General features: G+C 32.5%; 25 protein-coding genes. 5 read left to right on the plus strand and 20 right to left on the minus strand.

Going from position 1 to position 25848, the window contains the following annotated elements:
* Nucleotides 1–119 precede the first annotated feature (119 nt).
* Both dnaB and ACM55I_RS13445 read left to right on the plus strand, forming a co-directional pair.
* A complete protein-coding gene (gene dnaB, locus ACM55I_RS13440) occupies nucleotides 120–1664 on the plus strand; it encodes a replicative DNA helicase (RefSeq protein ID WP_416847353.1) in 1545 nt (514 codons plus the stop codon).
* A 226-nt stretch (nucleotides 1665–1890) separates the two neighbouring features.
* Nucleotides 1891–3153, plus strand: coding sequence for an asparagine synthetase B (locus ACM55I_RS13445; protein ID WP_416847354.1), 1263 nt, complete (start codon nucleotides 1891–1893; stop codon nucleotides 3151–3153).
* Between the two features lie 90 nt (nucleotides 3154–3243).
* Here the strand turns inward: ACM55I_RS13445 and cphA are convergent, their stop codons facing one another.
* The gene (gene cphA, locus ACM55I_RS13450) at nucleotides 3244–5868 is read right to left on the minus strand and encodes a cyanophycin synthetase (RefSeq protein WP_416847355.1); all 2625 of its coding nucleotides are present in this window, start codon (nucleotides 5866–5868) and stop codon (nucleotides 3244–3246) included.
* A gap of 265 nt (nucleotides 5869–6133) precedes the next feature.
* Here cphA and ACM55I_RS13455 point away from each other — a divergent pair, with 265 nt between their 5' ends.
* Complete coding sequence (locus ACM55I_RS13455; protein WP_416847356.1) at nucleotides 6134–7006, plus strand: cyanophycinase; 873 nt, start codon at nucleotides 6134–6136, stop codon at nucleotides 7004–7006.
* A 69-nt stretch (nucleotides 7007–7075) separates the two neighbouring features.
* A complete protein-coding gene (locus ACM55I_RS13460; protein WP_416847357.1) occupies nucleotides 7076–7918 on the plus strand; it encodes an isoaspartyl peptidase/L-asparaginase in 843 nt (280 codons plus the stop codon).
* 207 nt (nucleotides 7919–8125) lie between these two features.
* Here ACM55I_RS13460 and ACM55I_RS13465 read toward each other — a convergent pair whose 3' ends face one another.
* The 14 genes from ACM55I_RS13465 to ACM55I_RS13535 form a co-directional block, all read right to left on the minus strand.
* Nucleotides 8126–8929: an endonuclease/exonuclease/phosphatase family protein gene (locus ACM55I_RS13465; RefSeq protein ID WP_416847358.1), complete on the minus strand. Its 804-nt coding sequence runs from the start codon at nucleotides 8927–8929 to the stop codon at nucleotides 8126–8128.
* Between the two features lie 199 nt (nucleotides 8930–9128).
* Nucleotides 9129–9287, minus strand: a complete 159-nt coding sequence (locus ACM55I_RS13470; protein WP_416847359.1) for a hypothetical protein — start codon at nucleotides 9285–9287, stop codon at nucleotides 9129–9131.
* A 22-nt stretch (nucleotides 9288–9309) separates the two neighbouring features.
* The gene (locus ACM55I_RS13475) at nucleotides 9310–10212 is read right to left on the minus strand and encodes a hypothetical protein (protein WP_416847360.1); all 903 of its coding nucleotides are present in this window, start codon (nucleotides 10210–10212) and stop codon (nucleotides 9310–9312) included.
* A gap of 4 nt (nucleotides 10213–10216) precedes the next feature.
* Complete coding sequence (locus ACM55I_RS13480) at nucleotides 10217–11482, minus strand: ABC transporter permease (protein WP_416847361.1); 1266 nt, start codon at nucleotides 11480–11482, stop codon at nucleotides 10217–10219.
* A gap of 3 nt (nucleotides 11483–11485) precedes the next feature.
* Nucleotides 11486–11896, minus strand: coding sequence for a hypothetical protein (locus tag ACM55I_RS13485; protein WP_416847363.1), 411 nt, complete (start codon nucleotides 11894–11896; stop codon nucleotides 11486–11488).
* Nucleotides 11897–12210: 314 nt separating this feature from the next.
* Nucleotides 12211–12459, minus strand: coding sequence for a hypothetical protein (locus tag ACM55I_RS13490; RefSeq protein ID WP_416847364.1), 249 nt, complete (start codon nucleotides 12457–12459; stop codon nucleotides 12211–12213).
* 5 nt (nucleotides 12460–12464) lie between these two features.
* A complete protein-coding gene (locus ACM55I_RS13495) occupies nucleotides 12465–12671 on the minus strand; it encodes a hypothetical protein (RefSeq protein ID WP_416847366.1) in 207 nt (68 codons plus the stop codon).
* Nucleotides 12672–12684: 13 nt separating this feature from the next.
* On the minus strand, nucleotides 12685–13113 hold the full coding sequence (locus tag ACM55I_RS13500) for a hypothetical protein (protein WP_416847367.1): 429 nt from the start codon (nucleotides 13111–13113) through the stop codon (nucleotides 12685–12687).
* A gap of 390 nt (nucleotides 13114–13503) precedes the next feature.
* Nucleotides 13504–14559 (minus strand): type I restriction endonuclease, encoded by a 1056-nt coding sequence (locus tag ACM55I_RS16350; RefSeq protein WP_465245413.1) that lies wholly within the window; start codon nucleotides 14557–14559, stop codon nucleotides 13504–13506.
* A 570-nt stretch (nucleotides 14560–15129) separates the two neighbouring features.
* Nucleotides 15130–15423, minus strand: coding sequence for a hypothetical protein (locus ACM55I_RS13515; RefSeq protein WP_416847369.1), 294 nt, complete (start codon nucleotides 15421–15423; stop codon nucleotides 15130–15132).
* Between the two features lie 122 nt (nucleotides 15424–15545).
* Nucleotides 15546–15812 carry a hypothetical protein gene (locus ACM55I_RS13520; protein ID WP_416847371.1) on the minus strand — a complete coding sequence of 89 codons (267 nt, stop codon included), beginning with the start codon at nucleotides 15810–15812 and terminating at the stop codon, nucleotides 15546–15548.
* Between the two features lie 218 nt (nucleotides 15813–16030).
* Entirely contained in the window at nucleotides 16031–16699 is a 669-nt protein-coding gene (locus ACM55I_RS13525; protein ID WP_416847373.1) for a DNA-binding transcriptional response regulator, read from the minus strand.
* A gap of 10 nt (nucleotides 16700–16709) precedes the next feature.
* Nucleotides 16710–18434, minus strand: coding sequence for a tetratricopeptide repeat-containing sensor histidine kinase (locus ACM55I_RS13530; protein WP_416847375.1), 1725 nt, complete (start codon nucleotides 18432–18434; stop codon nucleotides 16710–16712).
* Between the two features lie 56 nt (nucleotides 18435–18490).
* Nucleotides 18491–18667: a hypothetical protein gene (locus tag ACM55I_RS13535; RefSeq protein WP_416847376.1), complete on the minus strand. Its 177-nt coding sequence runs from the start codon at nucleotides 18665–18667 to the stop codon at nucleotides 18491–18493.
* Nucleotides 18668–19011: 344 nt separating this feature from the next.
* On the opposite strand from ACM55I_RS13535, the gene ACM55I_RS13540 reads away from it, so the two are divergent.
* Complete coding sequence (locus ACM55I_RS13540) at nucleotides 19012–19884, plus strand: hypothetical protein (protein WP_416847377.1); 873 nt, start codon at nucleotides 19012–19014, stop codon at nucleotides 19882–19884.
* Nucleotides 19885–19935: 51 nt separating this feature from the next.
* On the opposite strand, the gene ACM55I_RS13545 is transcribed toward ACM55I_RS13540, so the two are convergent.
* The 5 genes from ACM55I_RS13545 to thrS form a co-directional block, all read right to left on the minus strand.
* Nucleotides 19936–21657 (minus strand): tetratricopeptide repeat-containing sensor histidine kinase, encoded by a 1722-nt coding sequence (locus ACM55I_RS13545; protein WP_416847379.1) that lies wholly within the window; start codon nucleotides 21655–21657, stop codon nucleotides 19936–19938.
* Between the two features lie 162 nt (nucleotides 21658–21819).
* Nucleotides 21820–22164, minus strand: coding sequence for a 50S ribosomal protein L20 (gene rplT / locus ACM55I_RS13550; RefSeq protein ID WP_416847380.1), 345 nt, complete (start codon nucleotides 22162–22164; stop codon nucleotides 21820–21822).
* A gap of 167 nt (nucleotides 22165–22331) precedes the next feature.
* A complete protein-coding gene (gene rpmI, locus ACM55I_RS13555) occupies nucleotides 22332–22529 on the minus strand; it encodes a 50S ribosomal protein L35 (RefSeq protein ID WP_022827375.1) in 198 nt (65 codons plus the stop codon).
* Nucleotides 22530–22624: 95 nt separating this feature from the next.
* Complete coding sequence (gene infC / locus ACM55I_RS13560; RefSeq protein ID WP_369699884.1) at nucleotides 22625–23182, minus strand: translation initiation factor IF-3; 558 nt, start codon at nucleotides 23180–23182, stop codon at nucleotides 22625–22627.
* 16 nt (nucleotides 23183–23198) lie between these two features.
* Nucleotides 23199–25145, minus strand: a complete 1947-nt coding sequence (thrS, locus tag ACM55I_RS13565; protein WP_416847381.1) for a threonine--tRNA ligase — start codon at nucleotides 25143–25145, stop codon at nucleotides 23199–23201.
* Nucleotides 25146–25848: the final 703 nt, after the last annotated feature.

Below are 25848 nucleotides of genomic sequence, written 5' to 3' on the forward strand. Positions count from 1 at the left end.
ATCCGAAGCCTTACAGTTTCGGATTTTTTTATGGTTATAAACAAAAAATAGTTACTTATGAACAATTATTTGTAACAACTCAATGAAGATATTTTTTTAATTTTTGTTACTTTCGCTCTATGGAAAACTTCAGAAATATTAATCCTGTGAAGGTTGATAAAACTACTATAATAAGCCTTGAAAAAGGAAAATTGCAACCACAGGTTCTCGATTTAGAAGAGGCTGTGCTTGGCGCCATGATGATTGATAAAAAAGGGGTAGATGATGTAATTGACATTTTACAACCCGACGCTTTTTATAAAGATGCACACAAACATATTTTTGAGGCTATCGTTCAACTGTTTACAGAAACGCAGCCTATTGACTTATTAACCGTTTCTGCCCAACTCAAGAAAAATGCAAAATTAGAGTTGGCAGGAGGAGATTTTTACTTAATTCAGCTGACGCAAAAGATTTCGTCTTCGGCACACATTGAATTTCATTCCAGGATTATTCTTCAAAAATTTATTCAACGCAGTTTGATTCGAATTTCTACGGAAATTATTGAAGATTCTTACGATGAAACAACGGATGTTTTTGATTTATTAGACAGAGCCGAATCCAAATTATACGAAATAACACAAGGAAACATAAAACGAAGTTCTGAAACAGCCCAGAGTTTAGTTTTACAAGCCAAAAAAAGAATCGAAGAAATTGCCGGTCAAGAAGGATTGAGCGGTGTAGCGACTGGTTTTGATAAATTAGATAAGATTACTTCGGGTTGGCAACCAAGTGATTTAATTATTATAGCGGCAAGACCAGCAATGGGTAAAACCGCATTTGTATTATCGATGGCACGAAATATGGCCATTGACTTCGGAATGCCAGTTGCCTTGTTTTCTCTGGAGATGGCGTCGGTTCAGTTGATCACCCGTTTGATTTCTTCCGAAACAGGTTTGTCATCGGAGAAATTGCGTACCGGTAAACTGGAAAAACACGAATGGGAACAATTGAGTACCAAAGTTAAAAATTTAGAAAAAGCCCCGCTGTATATTGATGACACACCATCATTGTCTATTTTTGACTTAAGAGCAAAAGCGAGACGTTTGGTTTCGCAACATGGAATCCGAATTATCATTGTTGATTATTTGCAATTGATGACGGCCGGTGGAAACGGAAAAGGCGGAGGAAACAGAGAGCAGGAAATTTCGACGATTTCCCGAAACTTAAAAGCATTGGCAAAAGAATTGAATGTTCCTGTAATTGCACTTTCTCAATTGTCGCGTGCGGTGGAAACCCGTGGCTCCAGTAAAAGGCCTTTACTTTCTGACCTTCGTGAATCGGGTGCGATTGAGCAAGATGCCGATATTGTATCGTTTTTATACCGTCCTGAATATTACAAAATTGACGAATGGGATGATGATGAAGCCTCTCCAACTGCAGGTCAGGCGGAAATAATGATTGCAAAACACCGTAATGGTAGTATAGAAAATGTTCGTTTGAAGTTTATTGGACATCTGGGTAAATTTGATAATCTGGAAGATTACAGTGGAGGTTATGATGACTTGCCATCGAGTATGAATCAAGATGACAATCCTTTTATTACTAAAAACCTGCCATCGGCTAATGAAGCTTTTGGAAGTAATCTGAATGACCCGGACGACGACAGTGATGTACCGTTCTAAAATATAAAACAATCATTTACCGCTAAAAATTGGATAGCATATTAAACACGAATTTCACGAATTTGCACAAATTAATTCGTGTAAATTCGTGAAATTCGTGTTTAATTTTAATATCAGTTTAAAAATTAGCATTACTCTGCTTAATCAGTCTTATTGTGATTGTCTTAGCTTATTTTTTTATGATTTTCATCTCCTAAAAACGATTATCTTTGAAATAAAAACGGTAATGTCTTTCAAGAAGTCCCTCTATATTTTATTCATTTTTATTTCCTTTTCGGCGAAGGCTTCTTTTATTTTGTTGCCAATGGATGAAACTACGCAGCAAAATCATCTGAAGGCTTATGGAATTACGTATTGGTGTTTGGATAAAAATTATAAAGCAAGCTGGTTGCTCAATTATCGAGGTGGTTCTTTTTTACTGCCTGATGCTGAAGAAATACGCAAAGAATGTCAGATTCGGGGAGTGAGTTTTGAAATTCTTTCCGATAGTGAAGAAGCCAGAATTCTAGAGGAGATTTCGAGTCCTTCTCAAAATATGGAAACGGTAGTATTAGAAAAAGCACCCAAAATAGCGGTTTATACACCCAAAGGGAAACAGCCTTGGGATGATGCGGTAACGCTGGTTTTGACGTATGCCGAAATTCCTTTTACACCCATTTATGATGAAGAAGTTTTAAGTGATCAACTACTACTTTACGATTGGTTGCACTTGCATCATGAAGATTTTACGGGCCAATACGGTAAATTTTATGGAGCTTACAAAAATGCGCCTTGGTATATCGAACAAAAGAAAGATGCCGAAACATTGGCCACAAAATTAGGCTATTCCAAAGTGTCACAAGAAAAAGGTGCAGTAGCCAAAAAAATCAGGGACTTTGTGATTGGCGGCGGATTTATGTTTGCGATGTGTTCCGCAACGGATAGTTTTGATATTGCTTTGGCAGCAGATGGTGTGGATATTTGCGAAGCCATGTTTGACGGTGATGCCAGCGAAGCCAATTATCAATCGAAGATGAATTATAATAATTCGTTTGCTTTCAAAGATTTTATTTTAGAACGAAGACCAGAGCAATATGAATTTTCGGATATTGATATGACTTCGAAAAGAAGGATTTTAATGGATAAAGATTATTTTACCTTAATGGAATTTTCGGCAAAGTGGGATCCAATTCCGAGTATGTTGTGTCAAAATCATACGCAGTTGGTCAAAGGATTTATGGGACAGACGACTTCTTTTGATGCGTCGCTGATAAAATCGAATATTTTGGTGATGGGGACTTGTGAGTTGAACGGTGAAGCGCGGTACATTCATGGTGAAAAAGGAAAAGGAATGTTCACTTTTTATGGAGGTCACGATCCCGAAGATTTTCAGCATCAGGTGGGAGATGCGCCCACAGTTTTGGATTTACATCCGAATTCTCCCGGCTATCGCTTGATTTTGAATAATGTGTTGTTTCCTGCGGCCAAGAAGAAAAAACAGAAGACTTAGTATAAAACAAAAAAGCCAATCGATACCGATTGGCTTTTTGTTTTTTAGCCCTGATTGCAATGGAAAGCAGGAAATAGCTCCTAAAAAAAATTAAATGCTTCCGTGTTCGTTTTCTTTATCCAAATATTCTTGTACAATATCGATCGCATTAGTAACCACATCGCTTAATGCAGTAATAAAACTCCCTTCTTCGGCACAATTGATGGCATGTTTTATGGCTTCAGTTTCTTTAGGAATAATTTCATAAGTAACTATTTTGCCTGAATTTTTAATTCCTTCGAGTATTAAATCAATAATTTCCTCTTCGGTTCTTCCTCTCAGGTATTTTTCTTGTCGAATGATAATGTGGTCGAACATTCTTGCTGCTATAAAAGCACATTCTTTAATGTCTTCGTCCCGACGGTCTCCGACACCAGCAATAATTCCAATTTTCTTGGTCGCATCGACACTTTGCAAATATTCTTCTACTCCTTTGTAACCCGATGGATTATGAGCAAAATCAATCAATACTTTGAATTTTTTGAACTCAAAAATATTCATACGCCCCGGAGTTTGTGCCGCACTTGGAATAAAAGTCTGTAAGGACAAACTAATATCCTCGGTTTTAAAACCCCATAAATAACTCGCTAAAGTTGCCGCAAGTACATTGGCAATCATGAATTTTGCTTTTCCGCCCAGCGTTAAAGGTACGTGAGTGGCGCGTTCGATACGGATTTTCCATTCGCCTTTTTTGATAGTAATAAATCCGTTTTCATATACAGCAACCGTTTTTCCTTCGGCACAAAGTTTTTTGATGAAATCACCGTCTTCACTCAAACTAAAATAAGCGACATTACAATTTAGATCTTTCCCTATTTTTATACAGTGTTCATCGTCTCCATTCAAAACAGCCCAACCGTCTTTCTTGATGCTTTTTACAACTGTTGCTTTAACTCTGGCCAAATCGTCAAGAGAATGAATATCGCTTAAACCCAAATGATCTTCCTGAATATTGGTAATAATTCCAATATCGCAACGGCTAAATCCTAAACCGGAACGAAGGATTCCTCCTCGAGCCGTTTCTAAAATTGCAAATTCCACGGTTGGATCTCTCAAAACGTATTCAGCACTTTGAGGTCCGGTAGTATCGCCTTTTTCCATCATGTGATTTTGGATATAAATCCCATCTGATGTGGTGAATCCGACCTTGAAACCATTGTTTTTTACAATATGTGCCAAAAGTCGGGTAGTAGTGGTTTTACCATTGGTTCCCGTCACAGCTATTATAGGAATTCGAAAGGATTTTCCGGGAGGATATAACATGTCAATAACTGGTGCAGCCACGTTTCTGGGTAATCCTTCAGAAGGAGCAAGATGCATTCTAAAACCCGGAGCGGCATTGACTTCCAGTATTACACCACCATTTTCTTTTAATGGTTGCGTTAAATTATCTGCCATAATATCAACACCACAAACGTCCAGTCCAATTACTCTTGAAATTCTTTCGGCAAGAAAAATATTTTCTGGGTGCATCATATCGGTAACATCTACAGAAGTTCCGCCAGTACTTAAATTGGCGGTGGATTTTAGGAATACTATTTCCCCAATTCTAGGAATAGTTTCTAATGTATAATTTGATTTTTCCAATAAATCTTCGGTATCTCGATCAACATCAATTTGGGTTAACACATTTTCATGGCCATAACCTCTTCTGGGATCCAGATTGGTCATGTCAATTAATTGCTGAATGGTGTCTTTTCCAGTACCGATTACGTGAGCAGGAACCCGTTTTGCGGCAGCAACTAATTTATTATCAATCACTAATATTCTAAAGTCGAAACCAGTAATGAATTTTTCTACGATAACACGTTTGCCATATTCTTGTGCGAAAGCCAAGCCTGAAACAGCATCTTCCCAATTGGTAACATTAATGGAAGCGCCTTTTCCGTGATTTCCGGACAAAGGTTTTAATACGATCGGATAACCAATTTTTTCAATGGTTTCAGCCAGACCTTCTTCGTCCGTGCAAATGCTTCCGTTGGCAACTGGAATCGAAGCCATGTCCAACATTTTTTTGGTAAGTTCCTTGTTGCAGGCAATATCTACAGCAATGCTACTGGTTTTACAGGTGATCGTTGCTTGAAAACGCATTTGATTAATTCCGTATCCTAGTTGAACTAAGGAATTTGTTCCAAGTCTAATCCAAGGAATATTTCTGGAAACGGCTTCTTCTACAATACTTCCGGTACTTGGTCCTAGTCGAACGCGTTCCCGTATTTCCCGCATTTTTTGCAAGTCGGCATTCAAATCGTAATCCGTTCCGGCGATTAATGCTTCGGCAATTGCAACAGAAGATTCTGCGGCAAAAAGACCAACATTTTCTTCGGTATAACTAAAGACTACATTATAAGTTCCGGGAGTTTTGGTTTCTCTGGTTCTTCCAAAGCCCGTTTCCATTCCTGCCAAGGATTGAATTTCAAGTGCAATATGTTCAATTACATGTCCCATCCAAGTACCGCGTTCTACTCTGGAAAAAAATCCGCCACGACAACCTTCGGAACAGCGATGCTCAATCATCGTAGGAAACATAGATTCAATGCGTTCTCTAAATCCTTCAATTTTATTAGTTGGAAATTGTTCCATTTCCTCCAAATCCAATCGCATTTGAATTAACTTTTTTCTTTGGATACTCCAAATATTGGGTCCACGAAGGGCTTGTACTTTAATTATTTTCATAAAAACAGGGATGTTATTTTTTGAACTGGAAAATGGATCTGTAATGAATTGATTTTAAATTTGATAGATTCTAACTTTGAAAAAAAAGCAGCTATTAGTTTGTGTTTTTTTTGAAAAAAGTACATAATGCAACTAAATTAGTTTTTTTAAAATAGGAATCAAAATTTATTTCTTTAAAAATAAACAATATGTGTTCTGTTTGTGATAATTTAAAAAAAAGCGATAGTTCAATGGCTTCTTTTATCTTTTTGGTTATTTTTACAAAATGAATATACTAGGAAAACTAATAATAATAGGAGGTGCGGTAGATAAAGGAAGTTTTACTGAAACTGATTTAGATAAAAATGCTACTAGCAATTTAAACTTTTTTGAAACTGGGATTTTAAAAAGGATACTAAACGAATCAAAACACAAAGAGAATTCGCGAATAGAAATCATTACAACGGCTTCTGTAATTCCGCGAGAAATTGGTCCTGAATATGTTAAAGCATTTGAGTATTTGAACGCCAAAAATGTGGATATACTTACCATCGAAAGACGGGAACAAGCTGCCGATGAGACTGTTTTAGCCCGATTGAAAGCTGCCGATATCGTTATGTTTACCGGAGGAGATCAATTGCGTTTGACTTCTATTCTTGGCGGAACACCTTTTCATGATATTTTATTAGACAAATACCATAATGAAGAATTTATTTATGCCGGAACTTCTGCAGGTGCTGCGGCAGCTTCCAATAATATGATTTATCAAGGCAGCAGCTCGGAGGCTTTATTGAAAGGCGAAGTAAAAATCTCGAGCGGATTGGGTTTAATAGATGGTGTTATTATTGATACCCATTTTGTGCAACGCGGGAGAATTGGCAGACTTTTTCAAGCCGTTGTTGGTAATCCCAGAGTACTGGGAATAGGGCTTGGAGAAGATACGGGGTTGTTGATTACCAATAATGCCCAAATGGAAGCTATTGGTTCAGGTTTGGTTATTTTGGTTGATGGCCGTGAAATAAAAGACACCAATTTGACGCAAGTTGAATTAGGGCAACCTATTTCAATCTCCCATTTGGTGACGCACGTAATGAGTAAATTTGACACTTACAATCTTGAAACGCATAAAATGCACATTCAATCGTCACAATACGTATAATTTAATTCGGTTTTGGGAACTTAGTTTGGGCTTTAGTCCCATACCAGACCCAATACCCACTTCAATATCATGAAACTAATCATTCATGGCGGGTTTTTCTCAGAATCATCCACCAACCACGAAACAAAAGTTGCCAAGCAAAATGCGCTGGAACGAATTGTAAAAGATTCTTATTCCTTTCTAAAAACACATTCCGCATTAGAGACAGTGGTTTATGCCGTTTCGCTCTTGGAAGATGACGAATTGTTTAATGCAGGAATTGGTTCTCAAATACAAAGTGACGGAAAAATCAGAATGAGCGCTGCAATTATGGATGGTGAAACTCAAAAAATGAGTGGCGTTATCAATATCGAAGAAGTGAAAAATCCGGTTCAGGTTGCTCAAGTATTGATGCAATATGACGACAGAGTTTTAGGTGGGAGTGGAGCGACTAATTTTGCACGACAACACGGTTTCGAAACTTTTTCAACTGAGATTCCGCAACGTAGAGCTGAATATGAAGCAAAACTGAAAGCACAGGGAACGGGAACGGTGGGTTGTGTGGCTTTAGACCAAAACGGGAAAATTGCCGTAGCTACTTCTACAGGTGGTAAAGGTTTTGAAATTCCGGGACGCATTTCGGATTCTGCAACAGTTGCCGGAAATTATGCCAATGCATTTTGTGGCGTGAGTTTGACAGGAGTAGGCGAGGATATTGTGAGTAATGCAACTGCTGCCAAAATTGTTACTCGGGTTACCGATGGTTTTACAATACAAGAAGCTTTTACTAAAACATTCAACGAATTAAAACCGTATGATGGTTTTGCCGGCGCAATTGCTATTGATAAGGAAGGAAATATGTTTCATCAGGATTCTCATCCCAGTATGGTTTTTGCCAGTTTTGATGGGGATAATTTTGAAGTTTTCGATTGATAAATAGCACGAAAGATATATTGTCGCAATTATTAAAAAGAGTTTTTTGCCACAGATTGGAAGGATTAAAAAGATTTTTAAAGCTAGGTGACGAATTAATCTGTGCTAATCTTTGAAATCTGTGGCAAAGAAATTTAGAGTTTTAATAAAATACGACATTAAATTTTAGCTATTACTTATTTATTTAAATCGATGTTATTTAGGTTATTAATTCAAATAAAATTCAAACCAAATGGGAATATGATCGGAAATTATTCGGGCTTGTTTTAGTGAATTGAAATTTTTGTAAAAAGCTATAACTCCCGAATTTATAGTGTTGATTTTTGAAGTTTTAAAATACATATTATCGAATTCTGACGCAAGACATTTATCATTTTTACATTCTTGTTTCAGCGACGTTTTTTGGTTAACCAAAATAGATTGATATCCCATTTTCCTCAAAGGGTTGAAAACGGTATGCGATTGGGGACAATTGAAATCACCCGTAAATATTAAATTCAAAGTAGGGTATTCTTCAGGTAAAAATTTGAAATATTTTATCTCGGTTTCGGGTTGTTTGTTTTTGGTTATGGCATGAAAATTGGCCACTGTAAACTGTTTGTTTTCATACTGAAACGTACAGAAATACGGTTCCCTGTCGATTTCCAAATGATATTTTTTCTCTAGCCATGCTTTTCCTATTTTTTTAAGTTTACTCGTTTTCCAAATAAAAGCGTAGCGTTCGGTTTTATAAGCACTACTGCTGGTTGGGTCACTAATCACATAATCCCATTTCATTCCTTTTCGATTAAGTTCATCCGCTAATCTTGCCACTGCTTGCGCTCCGCCATAACCGGCAACCACTTCCTGAATGGCAATGATGTCATAATCTTTAAGTGAATTAGCAATATAATTGATCGTTTCTTCGGATTTTGATTTACCAAAGTTTTCCAAATTCCAGGAAAGGAGTTTGGTTTGGGAGAAAGCAACGGAGAATATAAAGATAAGGAATAAGGAAAGTAAGGGTTTCATTTAGAGAAAAATATATGGAATACAAAATATTCGTTTTTAGCCAAAATAGTGTTTTGATTTAAAATCTGGGTATTCAAAGTCTGACAAATTTAAGAAGTATATATTTCAGAATCTTTTTTTATTACGATTATATTCTTGAAAACAAAAAACACCCTTTTATTTGGATGTTTTTGCTTTTTTAATTATAAAATAGATTTTACTACTTTCTTTTTTTATAATGATTGTTTGTACTAGAGTTTTTGTAGGAACCTCCTTTGTGGGAGCTTCCTTTACCATTTTTGTAATGACCACTTTGTGCATTGATACTCGAGCTTAAAATAAATAAGAAAACAGTAAGTAGAATTGATAGTTTTTTCATAATTGATTTAGTTTAACGTTATTTAATTTTTATTTTTTGATATAAAATTCTTAATCACTTTATCCATATTAGATGGTAAATCAGCATTTCTTATTTCAAATCTTTTTACTTTCATTGCCTCAAACCAATTTGTCCAATAGGCTTTTATCACATCTTCTTCGTATGGGTTTTTAGGGTTTGGATTGATACCTAAAACGAGAATTTCAAGTTTTGATAAATCGTTATTCGCTTTTATAAACCCTAATTTTTCATTCATCATTTTTCTGCTCCAATCAGAGATGTCTAATTGATTACTTTTTATTATTTCTGGAGTAAGATAACTTGTTGAATTACCCTCTTTTATTTTAGAATCTTGATAATAAATATAACCATCAGTTAATATCACAAGAATGTTACGATAATCATCTTCGATACAATAATCGTTGACTTTGTTTTTAAAGAATTTCCAAGTGTCCGAACCTATATAATTACCATCTTTAATTGCTAGTTTATATATGGTTAAAGGGTCTGTTGCATAAATTGTTTTGGTATCGTTTATTAGTTTTTTGGAAACATTTGTTTTATTAATTTCAATTTTTAATTCTTTTGAAATTTTATTTATTTCAGGATTAAAAGGAGCAGGGTCAAAAAACAATTGAATTTTATCATGTGCTCGTATAACCTTTTTGGTACGAACATGTTCCGTAAAAGCTTCAGATACTGAATTTATGTATCCAACATCTCTAAGATAATACTCCATAGTTGGATTTGGATATTTAGTTGGGCTGATCCTATCTGATAAATCAAGAAGCAAACTAATATTTAGATTTTCAGAAGTATCTTTTATTTTTGGAGCTCCTTCATTTTCCTCTTTTTCTTCATTTTTACATGAAAATGATAGAATCGTAATCAATAAAAGGGTTAATAATTTGATATTTAGTTTCATAATATTAATTTTTTGAATATACAAGATGTTGGAAATCAGGATCAATTAGATTTAATTGTTTTAGATGTTCTACTGATGTAGTTTCACAGTTCTCTAACAAATCTTCTTTTTCTCTGTGAGGCAGAGCAATTTCAGTACCTATAGCTTGATACCACCCTTCTTTATATTGGTGGTGATAATTTAAGTATTCTTTTACTGGGAAAACAAATCCGTCTATTTTAGATTGTAATACTTTAATAGAGCCGTTAATGGTGACAGCTTGTTGCTTAAAATCATCAATTTTGTTTGAATTTTCTAATTTTATTTTTTCAAAATTGATTAATTCTTCTTTTTTTCCGCGAATGAACACTCTGATTTTATCCAGGTTTTCATGTTCTTTCATAACAAAATCAAATACCAACCCCCAAATTATATATACTACAAATCCCGCAAAGATTATCATCCAAAATTCAGCTTGTTCTAATGCGATTCTTAAATTATATGGCGGAGAATCAAGTGTTTTATTGAAATCGTATATTTTTTTTTCAATTATATAGGCCAATAATCCATCAAATAGAAAAGTAGTGGTAAACAGAGCAATCATTCTAAAAATATTTTTTATTCCCTTACCTTTTTGTACCATATGAATTATGTAACCTAATCCCATAAATACGAATGGTATGGTAATAACTAAAACCCCTTCAAGCCAACTTGCTTTAAAGGAATTTGTAAGTGCATCAGCATCAAAAATTGCAGCTGTTAAACTATCATCTGCGAATTCTTTAAAAAAAGCAGAATAGGATGCTGAAATGTAAAAAACTAATAAATAGAGTGTTATAGGTAGTATTAGAATTAAACCAACATAGAATTGTGCTTTTTGCCCTTTACCATCGTCAATGTATTTTTTCGGGTTTACTTTTACATCAACTATTTCTTGTTGCGCTTTGTCTATATTTCGATTGAATTCTTGTTCTTTTTGTTCATAAATAGCGATTGCGGTTTCACTTTTTTTGAGTTCTGTTCTACTTTTTTCTTGTTCTTCTTTATAAGGTTGCTTTAATCTTTCTTGTTCTAAAATTTGTTTTCTGCATTGGTCTTCAAAACTGCTGAATAAATTTTGTAAACAGGCCCTCAAAACAATCGGTTTTCCAGTCGCTTTAACTGAAGCAGCAAAACCACTTTTATAATAAGTGATTCTTATTTGTTCTCCATCTTCTTGGACTTCTTCAAAAGTATCTATTTTAGGTTCTTTAACTTTTTTTAAGCTAAATAGTTGTTGTAATGATTTCATAAATTATGAATTTAATTGATTAATAATCGTTTGTTTATTAATTCCTTTTTGAATACAATCAATTAGATAATTTGCTAATTCATCTATGTTTTCATCTAAAAATTCAAATTTTTTACAATACTTTTTTAATGTATTTAACTCATCATCTGTAATTTTTTCATCTGCCCACATAATATGAGTTAAGTCGTACAGATACTCAATTCTAGTGTTTAAATCTTCAGGAATATTTGATTCATGATTAACTGGATTAAGAAATAATTTATCTAGTTCTTCTTTAGGAATTCCTCTTTCTTCAGCAAAATGATATAGCATTTGAAGTTCGAGAATATCAAAATTATCATCGGTTAAAGCCATTTGATAAAGTCGAAGAAAATGACTTTTTAATTGAATTGTCATGTTAGTATTAGAATCCATATTTTTGAAAATTTAATTAGTATATTTTTGAATTATGATTTTCTTGTTTTTATTGAACTTTTACTGCTTTTAATTTTTTTTGAAAATAGTTTTCTTTTTTGGAGTAGGACCACAAATGCCACAAGTCCCTTCATCTTTGTCACAATGTTTACAGCCAGAATAGTTTTTACATACGGAACAATATTCGGTACCTGTACAACCTCTACTTTCACAAGCTGAAGCAATTAATCTTTTAAAAGTTGTTTGACTTTAAGTAGCATAAGAAAACAAAAGAAATAGAGTGATGTATAAAGTATTTTTATAATTAAATAATATTATTTAAAGATTTGGTAAAAGACAACACCTAAACTGAAGTAGATAATGAACACTAATAGACAACCACTCGATTTTGATGCGTTAAATGATTTTCTATAGGAAACTCCAGATACTCTAGTTCTAACTGAAAAACCTTTGTTACTTATAGTTCCGCTTTTAGTTCTTACACTTGGATAAATTCCCGATTTACTGATGTTTAACCCCAAACCACCGCCAAGGTTAACTCTTTTTGAGAAACGAAAGCCCATGATTGTTAACTGGTATGACAATCTAAAGAGCAAGTTTTACAGCCGTTTGACTGTGTATAGGTTTTCTTTGCTTCAGTAACTGCTGATTTACAATTCCCATGTTTATCTAAAGCTTTTCTATTTGATAGATTTGGTAAATAACGACAATCTTCTGTATGTACTTCATGATCTCCATTTGATTGAGCTTGCTTGTTTACATAATAATTTTTCATAGTTTTCTATATTTTAGTTTATTAATAATCTTTCTGCTATTTCGTCACTATCAATTACTATTCTTGTAGGAAGTAGTATTTGTGTTTTATTAGTGATTGGATTTTTAAAGATTTCAAAATTTCCTCTGCAATTTTGATATCTAAAGTAAAATGCTTTTAATCCTTTTAGAAAACCATCTTTTTGGGTAATTTCAAAGACATAATTGGAACAAGATTTTTCAAAAACAATCATTTGTCGATTAGTTGTGAATCCTAGTTTTCCTCCTAATCCAAAACAACCTGATTCCGGTTGTACAAAAGTTGAAACACTTTCCAATCTCACGTATTTCCAACCCTGAGTGGTATAATTTTTTATCAAACTTTCTAATTGTTCAGCTACATGGTTTGAATTTCCCTTATTTGCATCTATTGAAGCTACAAATGGTATTACTTTATATTCCATAATTCTTGTTTTATATAGTCAATGATTAAATTATTAATATCCCAATTGCATTGTATAATCAACCCTTGTAATTTTACTAGTTAATTTTACTTTTTTTAAATGATTTGTAATTATACTAATTACTCCATCACTTGTTCCCCTTCGGTGAAAACGATTTTCCTAGCCGTGTCTAAATTGTCAGTTTTTATTCCTCTTTCAACACTTGATAATAAACTTCTCTTTGATCTTTTGTTACGTTTGGCAAGTCAGATGTAATTAATAATTTATATCCCATTTTTTTTTAAATTATTAAAAACAAACGTAATTTAATTAAATATCAATATTTTACGGCTTTCCTCATTTGTAGAAAAAATAAATACTATTTCAAGTGAATAAACTTATTGATAATAATTACTCTACCTCATACAACCCAACCGTCTCCAACAATTCCTTTTCAAATTGATAGATATCATCCACAGATTGAATGGTTTGTCGAATTTCTATTTTATTTTCATTGAAAAGACCAATATATTTTTTGCCTCCATTGAGATGTAATCGACATAAAGGTTTTCGATTGTTATCGTCAAGAAGAATCCCAAAATAAGATTGTGTATCACGATGAATAATTCGGGTTACAGGAAGTTTGCGCCTTAGAATTGCAACTATAATTCGGTAACCTTCCAGTTCCTCTTCGCTAGTAATTACTCGGCTCTCTTCTTCAACAGGTTCAGTTTGTTCTTCTTTTTGTTTAATAGTTTCTTTATTGAGAGCAGCATTTAAACGGTCATTAATTTTTTCACTGATAAATTGATTGAATGCTTTTTGGACTAATTCTTTAAATTCTTCCATAACTTTTTCAGTGAGTCTTCCTGCATAGACTTTATTGGCAAAGAGTTTGATAAATTCATTGGAAGGGTTATCCAGTTCGTCATTGATTTGCTTTTTTATCTCTTTAGTATATTTCAATGCACTTGCATTGTTTACAATATGATCTACGTTGAAACTTGATTTATGAAATTTGGCTATTTCAATAATGGAGTTTTCTTTGAGATTTACAATGTCAAATTCAAGAAATGGTTTTTGGTCCATTTTATTTTTCTCGTCCAAATCAGTAAAAAACTGATATTGAATTCCATTGGTTAAAAGAGCAAAACGTGTCTTAGTAACATGAAAATAACGAAATAATTGAGAACTGTGAATCGTGAGATTTTCTTTCCAACTTTTGCATTCAACAATCAGTATAGGTTCTCCGTTTTGAAAAATGGCATAATCTACTTTTTCTCCTTTTTTTAAACCTAAATCGGCTGTAAATTCAGGCACAACTTCCAGAGGATTGAAAGCATCGTAACCAAGCATGTTGATGAATGGTAGTACAAATGCATGTTTAGTAGATTCTTCAGTTTCAATTTTATCTTTTAGCTGATTGATTTTGTCGGCCAATGATTTGAGTTGATTAGTTAGTTCCATAATTTTTTTAGATATTAATTAGTTACAAACAAATCTAAATCTATTAAAAATCAATTCTTTACGGCTTTCCACATTCTTATCTTTTTTGCCAAATTTTATATACTAAATAAGCGATACAACTGACACCTATAAATATTATTGCTAGTTGTACTTCAAAGAATGATCTAAAATTTAAAAAAAATAAAGGGTTCATAGGTTTGAGTTTTAAGTTGATTTCAAACTTACAGTCAATAAAATTCATTTCTTTACGGGAAACCTCATTTTAAATAAAAAAATAGTTTTAATAGCTTTCTATTATTTTAAAAGCAAAATTTATCAGAAGCTTCTCTTTTTTATTTCAACTGATTTTGGCTATAAAAATCAGTTGCTTTAGCTTTCCATTAGAATACTTTGAATTATCTTCTTGGGTTTGGATTAATACTTTGATCATCATCATATTTATAATCGGAAGTATTGAAGTAAATTATTTTTTCTTTTTTTTCTTTTTTCGGAGGGCAAGGGGATAATGTAAGGAATAGGATGAGTCCTATTAATAAGGTTTTTTTCATTTGACATTTATATAATGTATAATTATTCACAGCAACTATTAACAATTTTCATTTTAATTTTTAATATTTTTTTTATTTGCTCCTTTGTCAATAATTCTTTTTCTTGTGCCTTATCTAATTTCAAACCTAAAGCTTCTGATTTCGCTCTCATGTAAGGATATTTTGATAATGAAATTGAATTTCCTTTAAGGGATTTTTTATAATTGAGGATATATTCTTTCACATAATTCACGTAGTCATCAACTAATTTATTCCATTTTAAATCCTTCTTTCTCCCTTTAAGGTCTAATACAATCGTATTGTCGTTTTTTATCATGACTTTATTATCTTTTATGAAATTGAATTTTATTTTATGGAAACGAAATTAGACACAATAAAAAATCCAACTTTACGGGAAGCCGTATTTAGGTTATAATAATAGTATTGGGATAGAGTAATTTATATTTTAATCCAATTACTAGCAATCCAGTCTAATAATTCTTCTTTATAAACTTGATGTTCTAAAATAGAATGTTGCAAAAAACTTTCTACTTTTTGAAAACTTGCTTTTGTTTGAGGGACTTTATATTTTTCTAAAAACTGATTGCAAAAACTAACTACTTCAAATTCTTCTGTTTTATCTACATATACGATTTCAGTATTATCCGAATTTACCGTTTGTGAATATCCTGTAAATGCTAAATCGTCACTTGTGAAATTGGCCATTATTTTAATTTTAAAGTTAAACAGGCCAAACCTAAGTTTAATTAAAATTTATTCTTTACGGGAAACCGTAAAGAGGGATGATTTTTTTAAACATTTTAAAAAAATACAATTCTTTTGATTTAGAAGTACTAATTTTTTATAATGAATAAGTGGAGTTTGTTGAATTTAGAGTTCTTTAGTTTTATAAACCGCACTTTTGGAGAGGTTTTGAGATAAAATTATACTAATCCTAAATCTTTAGCGATGGCTATTAGATGTACATTATTACTCGCTCTGAAGTAGATTTTGAGTTTGTTGATTCGTTTTTCTATGCTACTAGTACCATTAGGACTGATTTCAGAATTTTTAAATTCTAATGCGATTTCATCCAGAATTAGACCTTTTGATAATAATTTCAAAAGTGAAATATCATAGGCCTCAATTTCCAATATAGATTTCTCTCTTAATAGATGGGATAATTCAGCAGAAATTATTTTTTCATCACTATTGAAAATGTTTTGAACTGCATTTTTTAATTGAGGAATGCTGTTGCGTCCCTTAGAAACATAGGCATTAATTCCTGAATTGTTAAAAAGAGATTTTATTCTAAAGGATTTATCTTCAATAGAAAATACTATTGTCTTTATGTCATGCTGTATTTTTTTTACCGCATCAATTAATTCTTCACCAGTTGAAAGTTTATTTTCTCGGTGGTCTTTTTTAAATGATAAATCACTAATCAATAAATCATAAGGCATATTATCATGAAGTGCTTTTTTAATTTTTAAAAATGCATCATCGCAATATTTTGCATGGTGAATTTCTACGATTGAAAGTTCCTCGAGAGCTTGAACGACGGTAATACTGATACTGTCTAAATCTTCGGCGACTAAAACTTTTTGGAACATAAGGATACGATTATGATGGAAAAATAATATTTACTTTGAATCCTTTGTCGGATTTAGTTTCAAAAGTAGTTGTTCCTTTTATAGCCTGAATACGGTTTTCCACATTCTGTAGTCCATTTCTTGATTTTTTTTCATCAAATGTAGCTCCAACGCCGTTATCACTGTAATCTATTTGTAATTTTTTTTGATTTTTTTTGAAAGTTAACACTACTAAACTACTTTGACTGTGTTTTTTCATGTTGACGAGTAGTTCTTGAAGTACTCGATAAACAGTAATTTTCTTATTACTTTCTAAAACTGTCCAATTTATAGTGTCAATACCGATAATCAATACATTCACTGTAGTGTTATTGAAACTTGAAATCATTTCTTTTAAGTTGGATATAAAGTGTAGTCCAGTTTCTATTGTACTATTTTCTTTAGAAATGTTTCTGGTTCGGGAATAAATAGTATCTAAATTAGTGAGCAATATTTCTTTATTTTCATTGGTTGACAAATCTTGTGTTTCTGCAAAAGCCATTGTATGATATACATCGTTAGCTAATTCATCATGAAGTTTTTTTGCGATCCGGATTTCGGTATTGTATGAGGTTTTTATTTTTTCTCTTTTGTTTTTGGTAACAAGAAAATTTAAGATGAATATACTCAACGCAATAATAATTACTACTACAAAATATAGAAATTGATTTTTATTTTTTTGTTGTTCCAATTGAAGTGCATTCTCCGATTTTTGGTTTTTTAGTTTTAAATTTTCTTCTTTTTCTTTTTTGGAATCATATTTTATTTTAGCAAATTGATTTTTTGCCTTTTGTCTCACTTGATTAATACTGTCATTTATTTTTAAGTGTAACAGAGAGAATTTTTTAGATTCATTGCCAATGCTATTTTCTATCAATAGTGCCAATGATTTTAAGCGATCATCAACACTGTTTATTTTTGTTGCTTTTTCATAGGATAATTGGGCATATTTATATGATAAATTTGGATTTGTTTTCGTGTGAAATTCAGATAAGTTATGATAGCTCGTGGTTATTCCAAAGTCATCTTTTATCTGTTTTCTTATTTTTAAGGATTGATTCAAATAGCTAAGGCTTTTCGGATTACCAACTTTAAAATAAGCAACACCTAAATTATCTAAGACTCTTGCGTAATTTTCAGGATTGTTAACTACTTCTTTTTTTAAGGTCAACGGCAAAAGAATATTTATTGCATATTGATAGTTGTGTTTGTCCAGATATGCAACTGCAATATTATTTTTAAGAATTACTTTTTGTAATTCATCCTCTGATAATTTTAATGCTTTATTATAATAGTAAATAGCATTATCATAATCAAAAAGATTCTTGTAATTGATCCCTAATATATTATAAATAGAAATTTGATAATAAGAATCCGTATTTTTTTGAAAAAATTGGATTGCTTCAGTTGCACTGGATTCGCTGCTGGAATAATCACCTTTTACTTGCTGGATGTATGCTAGTTTTAGTAAGCAATAGATAATTTTGTCTTGGTCTTTATTTGGATTACTATTAGATTTGATTTGGTTATAATAGTAAAATGCGCTATCAAATTCTTGATTATTGATATATTTTTCAGCGAGGGTAATATTCTTTGTGTAATTTGAATTGTCTGTAGTTTTGTGAATGTTTTGTTGTTCTTTTTTGCAAGATTGTAGCCCAAATGATAATATCAATAAAAAAAAGTAAATCGGGAAATGTTGCTTTTGTAGTGCCATTCCCCGAAAATACAGAAATTAATTTAAATATGTTATATTAGAAATAACTATTTATATTATGGTTTTGGTGGACTAGTTGGGATTTGGCCACTTGAACCTCCACCAGAATTATCAGGCATATCAGCGGATATTTGTTTATTATTGTTTGGGGTTGTTTCCACTTCGTCAGCGGAACAAGAAACCATTGCAACACATGCAATGATGTAACACGATACTAGAATTATTCTTTTCATTTTTTTGGAATTAAAAATTAGACATAGGTTGGGCTGTCCGATATTCAAATCGAATATTTGCCGGAATTGGCAATCCATTAAAACAGTTTGCTCTTTTGCTTTTGGGAAGTGAAATGCGCTGAAACAGAATAGTATGATTTATACTTCCCGAATAAACTTGCCATCTGTTTAGCGACACTTTTTTTAGAACTAGTTTTGTACATTTGTCTTAATTGCAATTCAAAACAGGAACTAATTCTGTAGCAAAGGAATGTTGTCTTTATGGAATATTTTTACTGGAATTCCAGAAATTCCGGTAATTCCGATGAGTTCCGTTTAATGCTTGTTAATGCCAGTAAATGCTTATGAATAAAATTACTTTTGAACAGTATAAGAGTGCCATTAAAGTAAAATATGAAGAGAAGAAAAGTGAAGATGTTTCGGGTATTTTATTGAATCCTACACCTGCACAATTACGAAATTTGTGTTTAATGATTTTTGATAATTTACTATCAAAATCAGATGAAAATATATTTAAATTATTTTTTAATGTAAAAGAGGAGGGGAGTTTAAGGAAGTCTATGGAGAATTCTGATATAGCAAGATTTAGACCTATTATATCATTTTTAAAAGGAGAGAAAGATTCAGACAATTCCACAAGAATTGAATTGGCTGCCATTATTATTGATTTTAATCCAAGACCTTACAATAAGTATTTACTTAATGTGAAAATTAATGAAATAGGTTATGTAGAGGTTCCTTCATTAATGGATAAAGATGAATCGGGTGATGAGAATCTTCCTTTAGATAAATGGATTGAAAAGGGATTTGAACCAAAGAATATTGGTAGATTCGAAAAAAGAAAAGTAGTTATTTTTACTATATTCTTATCCTTGTTTTTTATGGGGTATACTGTAAAGAATATAATTTTTCCCGAAAAAGAATGCATGATTTGGGACGGCAATCATTATGAAGCCGTAGAGTGTAAAAATGAAAAATTAATCATTGGAGAATTTACGTCAGTTGAAGTTTTGAATGAAAATTTATTATCCTTAAAAAAAATAGAGGTTAACAGAAATACGATTTTCTTCGAAAAAGGAAAACCTATAGTTTGGTATGGAAAATCATTTGATGGAAGTTATGAATATTTTAATCAACCTGGATTGCATCCAGAAACAGGGAAAACATTAAAGCCAATATCTCAGTATATTATTAAAAAATATATACATAAACAATAGCCGAAGCAATATACTTTGGAAACTAACATTTTATTGAGTTTAAGACTCTGGTTATATTGGAAACATAAAACTTACTTTGAATCCTTTGTTAGATTTAGTGTCAAATGAAATAGTTCCTTTTATGGACTGGATGCGGTTTTCTACATTCTGTAATCCATTTTTTGAGGTTAAATTTTCAAATGTAGCTCCAACTCCGTTATCACTATAATCGATTTGTAATTTTCCTTCATTTTTCTTGAAAGAGATTACGACTAAGCTGCATTGACTGTGTTTTTTCATGTTGACAAGCAATTCTTGAAGTATGCGATAAACAGTGATTTTTTTATTGTCTTCTAAAGCTTTCCAATTGACTGTATCTATTCCATTTGTCAATATATTTACTTCATTGTTGTTAAAGCCAGATATCATTCCTTTTAAGCCAGATAGAAAGAGAGGTCCTGATTCTATAGTACTATTTTCTTTAGAAATATTTCGCGTTCTGGAATAAATTGTATCTAGATTGTTGAGTAATATTTCTTTATTCTGACTGGTGGATAAATCCTGTGTTTCAGCAAAAGCCATAGTATGATATACGTCATTAGCCAACTCATCATGAAGTTTTTTTGCAATTCGAATCTCTGTAGTGTAGGAGGTTTTTATTTTTTCTTTTTTATTTTTTGCAATAAGAAAATTAGAGATCAAAATACTTATCAAAATAATAATTACAACACCAAAATATAAGTAGAAATTTCTGTTACGTTGCTGTTCTTCTTGAATTACCTTTTGCGCTTTTAGTTTTAGATTTTCATCCTTTTCTTTCTTGGAATCGTATTTGATTTTAGCAAATTGATTTTTTGTATTTAGTCGTACTTTGTAGATACTGTCGTTTATATGGAGATAGAGCAAGGAATGTCTTTTCAATTTATGTCCTGTACTGTTTTGTATTAATAGTTCTAAAGATCGTAAACGATCATCAACACTATTTATTTTAGTTGCTTTTTCATAGGTCAATAATGCATAATCTGTAGCTAATTTTGGGTTGCTTTTTTTATAATATTGCGAAAGATGATAATAACTCGAAAGCAATCCCCAGTCATCTTTTATTTTTTCTCTTATTTTTAAGCCTAAATTTAAATAGTAAAAAGCCTTTAAACTTTTAGATTTATCATATGCGTCACCTAAATTATCGTTTATTCTGGCATATGTTTCTTCATCATTTATTACTTCTTTTTTTTTAAGTAAGGGTAAAAGTATTTGTAGTGCTTTTTGGTAATTACTCTTTTCTATATAAGTGACACCGATATTATTTATAATACCAGCTTTGTCAATTTTATCTGTTTTATAGTTTATTGCTTTTTTGAAGTAATATATTGCATTGTCATAATCAAAAGTATTTAAGTAATTATTTCCGAGACCAATGTATATATTAGTTTCTCCATTTGGGTATTTATTAGAATTTTCTATAAACTGGAAGGCTTCAATACTTGTGGTCTCACTACCTGTATAATCTCCTTGGTTTCTTTGTATTTGAGCCATCCATGCTAATGAATGAATAATTCTAGAAGTATCTTTTTTTAATTCGGCGCTAGATTTGGCTTTGTTATAAAAATAGTATGAACTATCAAATTTACCATTTTCATAATAGATATGAGCCTGTTTTAGAAGTAGCTCAATTTCGGCAGTATTCTGTTTTTTTTGGTAATTTTTTTGTGCTTTTTTCTCACAAGATTGAAGTACTAAAAAGAGTGTTAGTGCTAAAATATAAATCAGGAAATATCGCTTTTTGAGTATCATTTGTCGAAAGTACAGAAATTAATTACAATACAAAAGCGATCTGATTAGTATAAATTTTATTTTTTAATGATGGTTTAAATACCATTTAAAACACAAAAAACCCCAATCTTTCGATTGAGGTTTCTATATAAGTAAGTAATCTAAATTGAGTTGATAAAACGTTTATTTTACTTTATTAAGTATTGCTTTGAAAGCTACAGGGTGATTCATCGCTAAATCTGCAAGAACTTTACGGTTCAATTCGATTCCGTTAGCTTTTACTTTACCCATGAATTGTGAGTAAGACATTCCTTCCAATCTAGCTCCAGCGTTGATACGTTGAATCCATAATGCACGGAAATTTCTTTTGTTCACTTTTCTGTCACGGTAAGCGTAGCACATTGCTTTCTCTACCGCGTTCTTAGCAACTGTCCAAACGTTTTTACGTCTACCAAAGAAACCTTTGGCTTGCTTCATTATTTTTTTTCTTCTTGCTCTTTTAGCAACTGAATTTACCGCTCTTGGCATAATTTTATTGTTTTTTTTGTAGCAGGCGCCCCGAATTAAATCAAGAGAACTTAAAAGCCATACTCCAAGGTTATTTTAAATTGTTTTAACCTAAAGATTATTTAAAAAGTTTTTAAGTCGAATGTCGAAAGTCTTGAAGACCTTGGACTTACAACTTAAAGACTTAATTATATAATTCTTAATTGTTGTTTGATGCTTTTCATATCTGTTTTGTGAACTAGCGCAGAGTGTGTCAATGCTAATTTACGTTTTTTTGATTTTTTAGTCAAAATGTGACTTTTAAAAGCATGCTTTCTTTTAATCTTTCCAGAACCAGTAACTTTAAAACGTTTCTTGGCGCTAGATTTGGTTTTCATTTTAGGCATTTTTTCCTAGTGTTTTAATTTATTCTTACTTACTTATTTTTTAGTTTTCAGTCTCGGTTTTCAGTCTGAAACAGGAAACTGCGACTGCCAACTGTTTACTTCTTCTTCTTAGGAGCAATGAACATAATCATTCTCTTTCCTTCCAGAACTGGCATCGCTTCCACTTTACCAAACTCTTCAAGATCTGTCGCTAATCTCAACAATAAGATTTGACCTTGATCTTTATAGATAATCGAACGTCCTTTAAAGAAAACAAACGCTTTCAATTTCGCTCCTTCTTTCAAGAATTTTTCCGCGTTCTTTCTCTTAAACTCATAATCATGCTCATCGGTTTGTGGACCAAAACGGATTTCTTTCACAACAACTTGTGTAGATTTCGCTTTTAAGACTTTATCACGTTTCTTTTGTTCGTAAACAAATTTCTTGTAATCCATGATTTTGCAAACTGGTGGTTCTGCATTAGGAGAAATCTCAACAAGATCCAATTCAAATTGATCTGCTAATCTTAAAGCTTCTGAAAGTTTAAAAACTCCTGGCTCAATGTTCTCTCCTACAAGTCTTACTTCTTGTACACCACGAATAAGGTTGTTTATTCTGTGGGCATCTTTTTTTTCTACGCGAGGTTGGTAACCTCTGTTGCTTCTTATTGCTATGACTTTATAATTTAAGTTAAACTGTAAATACTTTTAATGTTTTATTGATCTCTTCGTTTACAATAGCAACAAATTCTTCTATTGTAACGCTTATATTTCCTTTACCTTCCTGTCCATGACGACGGATAGAAATAGTGCCATTCTTCTCTTCTTCTTCACCTACAATCAGCATAAACGGGGTTTTTTGCATTTCGGCATCCCTGATTTTCTTGCCAATTGTCTCGTTTCTATTGTCTACAAGGGCGCGAATTTCGTGATTTTCTAGCAAATCTAAAACTTTTTTCGCATATATTTCATATTTCTCGCTCAAAGACAATATTATAGCTTGTTCCGGCATCAGCCAAAGAGGGAAATTTCCTGCAGTATGCTCCAGTAAAATAGCAATAAATCGTTCCATTGAGCCAAAAGGAGCTCTGTGAATCATCACCGGTCTGTGTAATTCATTATCAGATCCTTTGTAAGTCAAATCAAAACGTTCCGGTAGGTTGTAATCCACCTGAATCGTCCCTAATTGCCATTGTCTCCCCAAAGCATCTTTTACCATGAAATCCAGTTTTGGACCATAGAAAGCCGCTTCTCCATATTCTACAACAGTATTTAAACCTTTGTCAGCAGCAGCATTGATAATCGCATTTTCCGCTTTTTCCCAATTTTCATCGCTACCTATATACTTATCTCTATTCTCTTTGTCTCTCAAAGAAATCTGAGCTGTAAAGTTTTCAAATCCTAATGAACCAAATACATACAGTACCAAGTCAATTACTTTCTTAAACTCTTCGTCCAGTTGTTCCGGAGTACAAAAAATATGCGCATCATCTTGAGTAAATCCTCTTACACGAGTTAAACCGTGTAATTCACCACTTTGTTCGTATCTGTAAACGGTACCAAATTCAGCATAACGCTTCGGTAAATCTTTGTATGACCACGGACGTACATTGTAAATTTCACAGTGATGAGGACAGTTCATTGGTTTCAATAAAAACTCTTCTCCTTCGGCTGGAGTACTAATAGGCTGAAAACTATCAGCGCCATATTTTGCATAATGCCCTGAAGTTACATATAATTCTTTCTGACCAATGTGTGGCGTAATCACTTGCTCGTAACCGCCTTTTTTCTGTGCTTTTTTCAAAAACTGTTCTAAACGGTCTCTCAAAGCAGCTCCTTTCGGCAACCACAATGGCAATCCTGCACCTACTTTTTGTGAAAAAGCAAACAGCTCCAGTTCTTTCCCCAGTTTTCTATGGTCACGGCGTTTTGCTTCTTCCAGTAATTCTAGGTATTCAGTCAAATCCTTCTGTTTAGGAAATGAAGTTCCGTAAACACGAGTCAACTGTTTGTTTTTCTCGTCACCACGCCAGTAGGCACCAGCAACACTCATGATCTTCATCGCTTTGATTATTCCAGTATTCGGAATATGGCCACCACGACATAAATCAGTAAACGTATCGTGATCGCAAAACGTAATCGTTCCGTCCTCAAGATTGGTGATCATCTCTGTTTTATAAACGTTGTCCTTATATAGTTCTAAAGCTTCAGCTTTAGAAACGGGACGTAATTTGAATTCATGCTTTCCTCTTGATATTTCAAGAACACGATCCTCGATTTTTTTAAAGTCAGCATCTGTGATTTTCTGGTCTTCAAAATCTACATCATAATAAAACCCATTAGATATTGCTGGCCCAAGAGTTAATTTAATCCCTGGGAACAATTCCTCAAGAACCTGCGCCATCACATGTGAAGTCGAATGCCAAAACGCTTTCTTTCCATCAGCGTCATTCCAGGTATATAATATAAGACTGCCGTCCGTCGTCAAAGGAGTAGAGGTTTCCACAGTTGTACCATCAAAAGAAGCCGAAATCACATTTCTGGCAAATCCTTCACTAATGCTTTTAGCAACATCCATAGGAGTGACCCCTGGAGCAAACTCTTTAACTGACCCGTCGGGCAAAGTAATCTTAATCATTGTATATTATTTTAAGAATGCAAATATAGACCATTACAAAAATACATACAATATATATGTAAGGTTTGTTACTATATAGGTGTAAAAACTAAATCGACACTCCTTATATATAGGTATAGAACGAATGTTTCTATTTAGGAGCTATTTCCCGCTATCCGCTATATCTTTGTGCTTTTAAAGAAAAAACACAAAGGATGTCGCTTTTATCGGGGCTATGGTGTCATGTTGCATCGACTTTGTCATTTTGACAAAGGATAAATTTCATTTCTAGGTATTCATTTGCTGTCTTATATAGTACTGTAGCTTTCACATATATGTATATTCATTACCTAAATATATAATGATTGCCACTCATTCTGTCCATTTAGTCACTTTTTCCTTTGGAGAGGGCTGGGGAGAGTAAAAAACTTTGTGTTTCAATATTCATGTTTCCAGCGATTTAAAGATTAAGTTAAGAAAAGATCAAAAAAAGCGTTTAAAAAAGCTTGAATAACTGAATAAAGGGTGTAGTTTTGCACCCGCAATGGCGCACAAGTTCTTTAAAACACTGACAAGTTAATTAGATCGAGAGGGAAAATTTATTTTGAAAAAAAGATTCGATAAAGCTTGTGAGATTAGAAAACGGATGTTACATTTGCACCCCGCAAAACGCGCAAAGTTCCTTGATAGACTGATAAGAAAAAGAGAAGAAACTGGAGATAAA

Source organism: Flavobacterium algoris (assembly GCF_048158525.1).
Taxonomy (GTDB): Bacteria; Bacteroidota; Bacteroidia; order Flavobacteriales; family Flavobacteriaceae; genus Flavobacterium; species Flavobacterium algoris.

Bases quoted from the DNA above. Each gene is read 5' to 3' on its own strand.
- ACM55I_RS13530 (WP_416847375.1), bottom strand. From the start codon at position 18,434: ATGGCACTACAAAAGCAACATTTCCCGATTTACTTTTTTTTATTGATA.
- rplT (WP_416847380.1), bottom strand. From the start codon at position 22,164: ATGCCAAGAGCGGTAAATTCAGTTGCTAAAAGAGCAAGAAGAAAAAAA.
- ACM55I_RS13490 (WP_416847364.1), bottom strand. From the start codon at position 12,459: ATGGGCTTTCGTTTCTCAAAAAGAGTTAACCTTGGCGGTGGTTTGGGG.
- ACM55I_RS13495 (WP_416847366.1), bottom strand. From the start codon at position 12,671: ATGAAAAATTATTATGTAAACAAGCAAGCTCAATCAAATGGAGATCAT.
- ACM55I_RS13480 (WP_416847361.1), bottom strand. From the start codon at position 11,482: ATGAAATCATTACAACAACTATTTAGCTTAAAAAAAGTTAAAGAACCT.
- ACM55I_RS13535 (WP_416847376.1), bottom strand. From the start codon at position 18,667: ATGAAAAGAATAATTCTAGTATCGTGTTACATCATTGCATGTGTTGCA.
- ACM55I_RS13475 (WP_416847360.1), bottom strand. From the start codon at position 10,212: ATGAAACTAAATATCAAATTATTAACCCTTTTATTGATTACGATTCTA.
- ACM55I_RS13525 (WP_416847373.1), bottom strand. From the start codon at position 16,699: ATGTTCCAAAAAGTTTTAGTCGCCGAAGATTTAGACAGTATCAGTATT.
- ACM55I_RS13500 (WP_416847367.1), bottom strand. From the start codon at position 13,113: ATGGAATATAAAGTAATACCATTTGTAGCTTCAATAGATGCAAATAAG.
- thrS (WP_416847381.1), bottom strand. From the start codon at position 25,145: ATGATTAAGATTACTTTGCCCGACGGGTCAGTTAAAGAGTTTGCTCCA.
- ACM55I_RS13465 (WP_416847358.1), bottom strand. From the start codon at position 8,929: ATGAAACCCTTACTTTCCTTATTCCTTATCTTTATATTCTCCGTTGCT.
- dnaB (WP_416847353.1), top strand. From the start codon at position 120: ATGGAAAACTTCAGAAATATTAATCCTGTGAAGGTTGATAAAACTACT.
- rpmI (WP_022827375.1), bottom strand. From the start codon at position 22,529: ATGCCTAAAATGAAAACCAAATCTAGCGCCAAGAAACGTTTTAAAGTT.
- ACM55I_RS13520 (WP_416847371.1), bottom strand. From the start codon at position 15,812: ATGGCCAATTTCACAAGTGACGATTTAGCATTTACAGGATATTCACAA.
- ACM55I_RS13545 (WP_416847379.1), bottom strand. From the start codon at position 21,657: ATGATACTCAAAAAGCGATATTTCCTGATTTATATTTTAGCACTAACA.
- ACM55I_RS13445 (WP_416847354.1), top strand. From the start codon at position 1,891: ATGTCTTTCAAGAAGTCCCTCTATATTTTATTCATTTTTATTTCCTTT.
- cphA (WP_416847355.1), bottom strand. From the start codon at position 5,868: ATGAAAATAATTAAAGTACAAGCCCTTCGTGGACCCAATATTTGGAGT.
- ACM55I_RS13470 (WP_416847359.1), bottom strand. From the start codon at position 9,287: ATGAAAAAACTATCAATTCTACTTACTGTTTTCTTATTTATTTTAAGC.
- ACM55I_RS13540 (WP_416847377.1), top strand. From the start codon at position 19,012: ATGAATAAAATTACTTTTGAACAGTATAAGAGTGCCATTAAAGTAAAA.
- ACM55I_RS13485 (WP_416847363.1), bottom strand. From the start codon at position 11,896: ATGGATTCTAATACTAACATGACAATTCAATTAAAAAGTCATTTTCTT.
- ACM55I_RS13515 (WP_416847369.1), bottom strand. From the start codon at position 15,423: ATGATAAAAAACGACAATACGATTGTATTAGACCTTAAAGGGAGAAAG.
- ACM55I_RS13460 (WP_416847357.1), top strand. From the start codon at position 7,076: ATGAAACTAATCATTCATGGCGGGTTTTTCTCAGAATCATCCACCAAC.
- ACM55I_RS13455 (WP_416847356.1), top strand. From the start codon at position 6,134: ATGAATATACTAGGAAAACTAATAATAATAGGAGGTGCGGTAGATAAA.
- ACM55I_RS16350 (WP_465245413.1), bottom strand. From the start codon at position 14,559: ATGGAACTAACTAATCAACTCAAATCATTGGCCGACAAAATCAATCAG.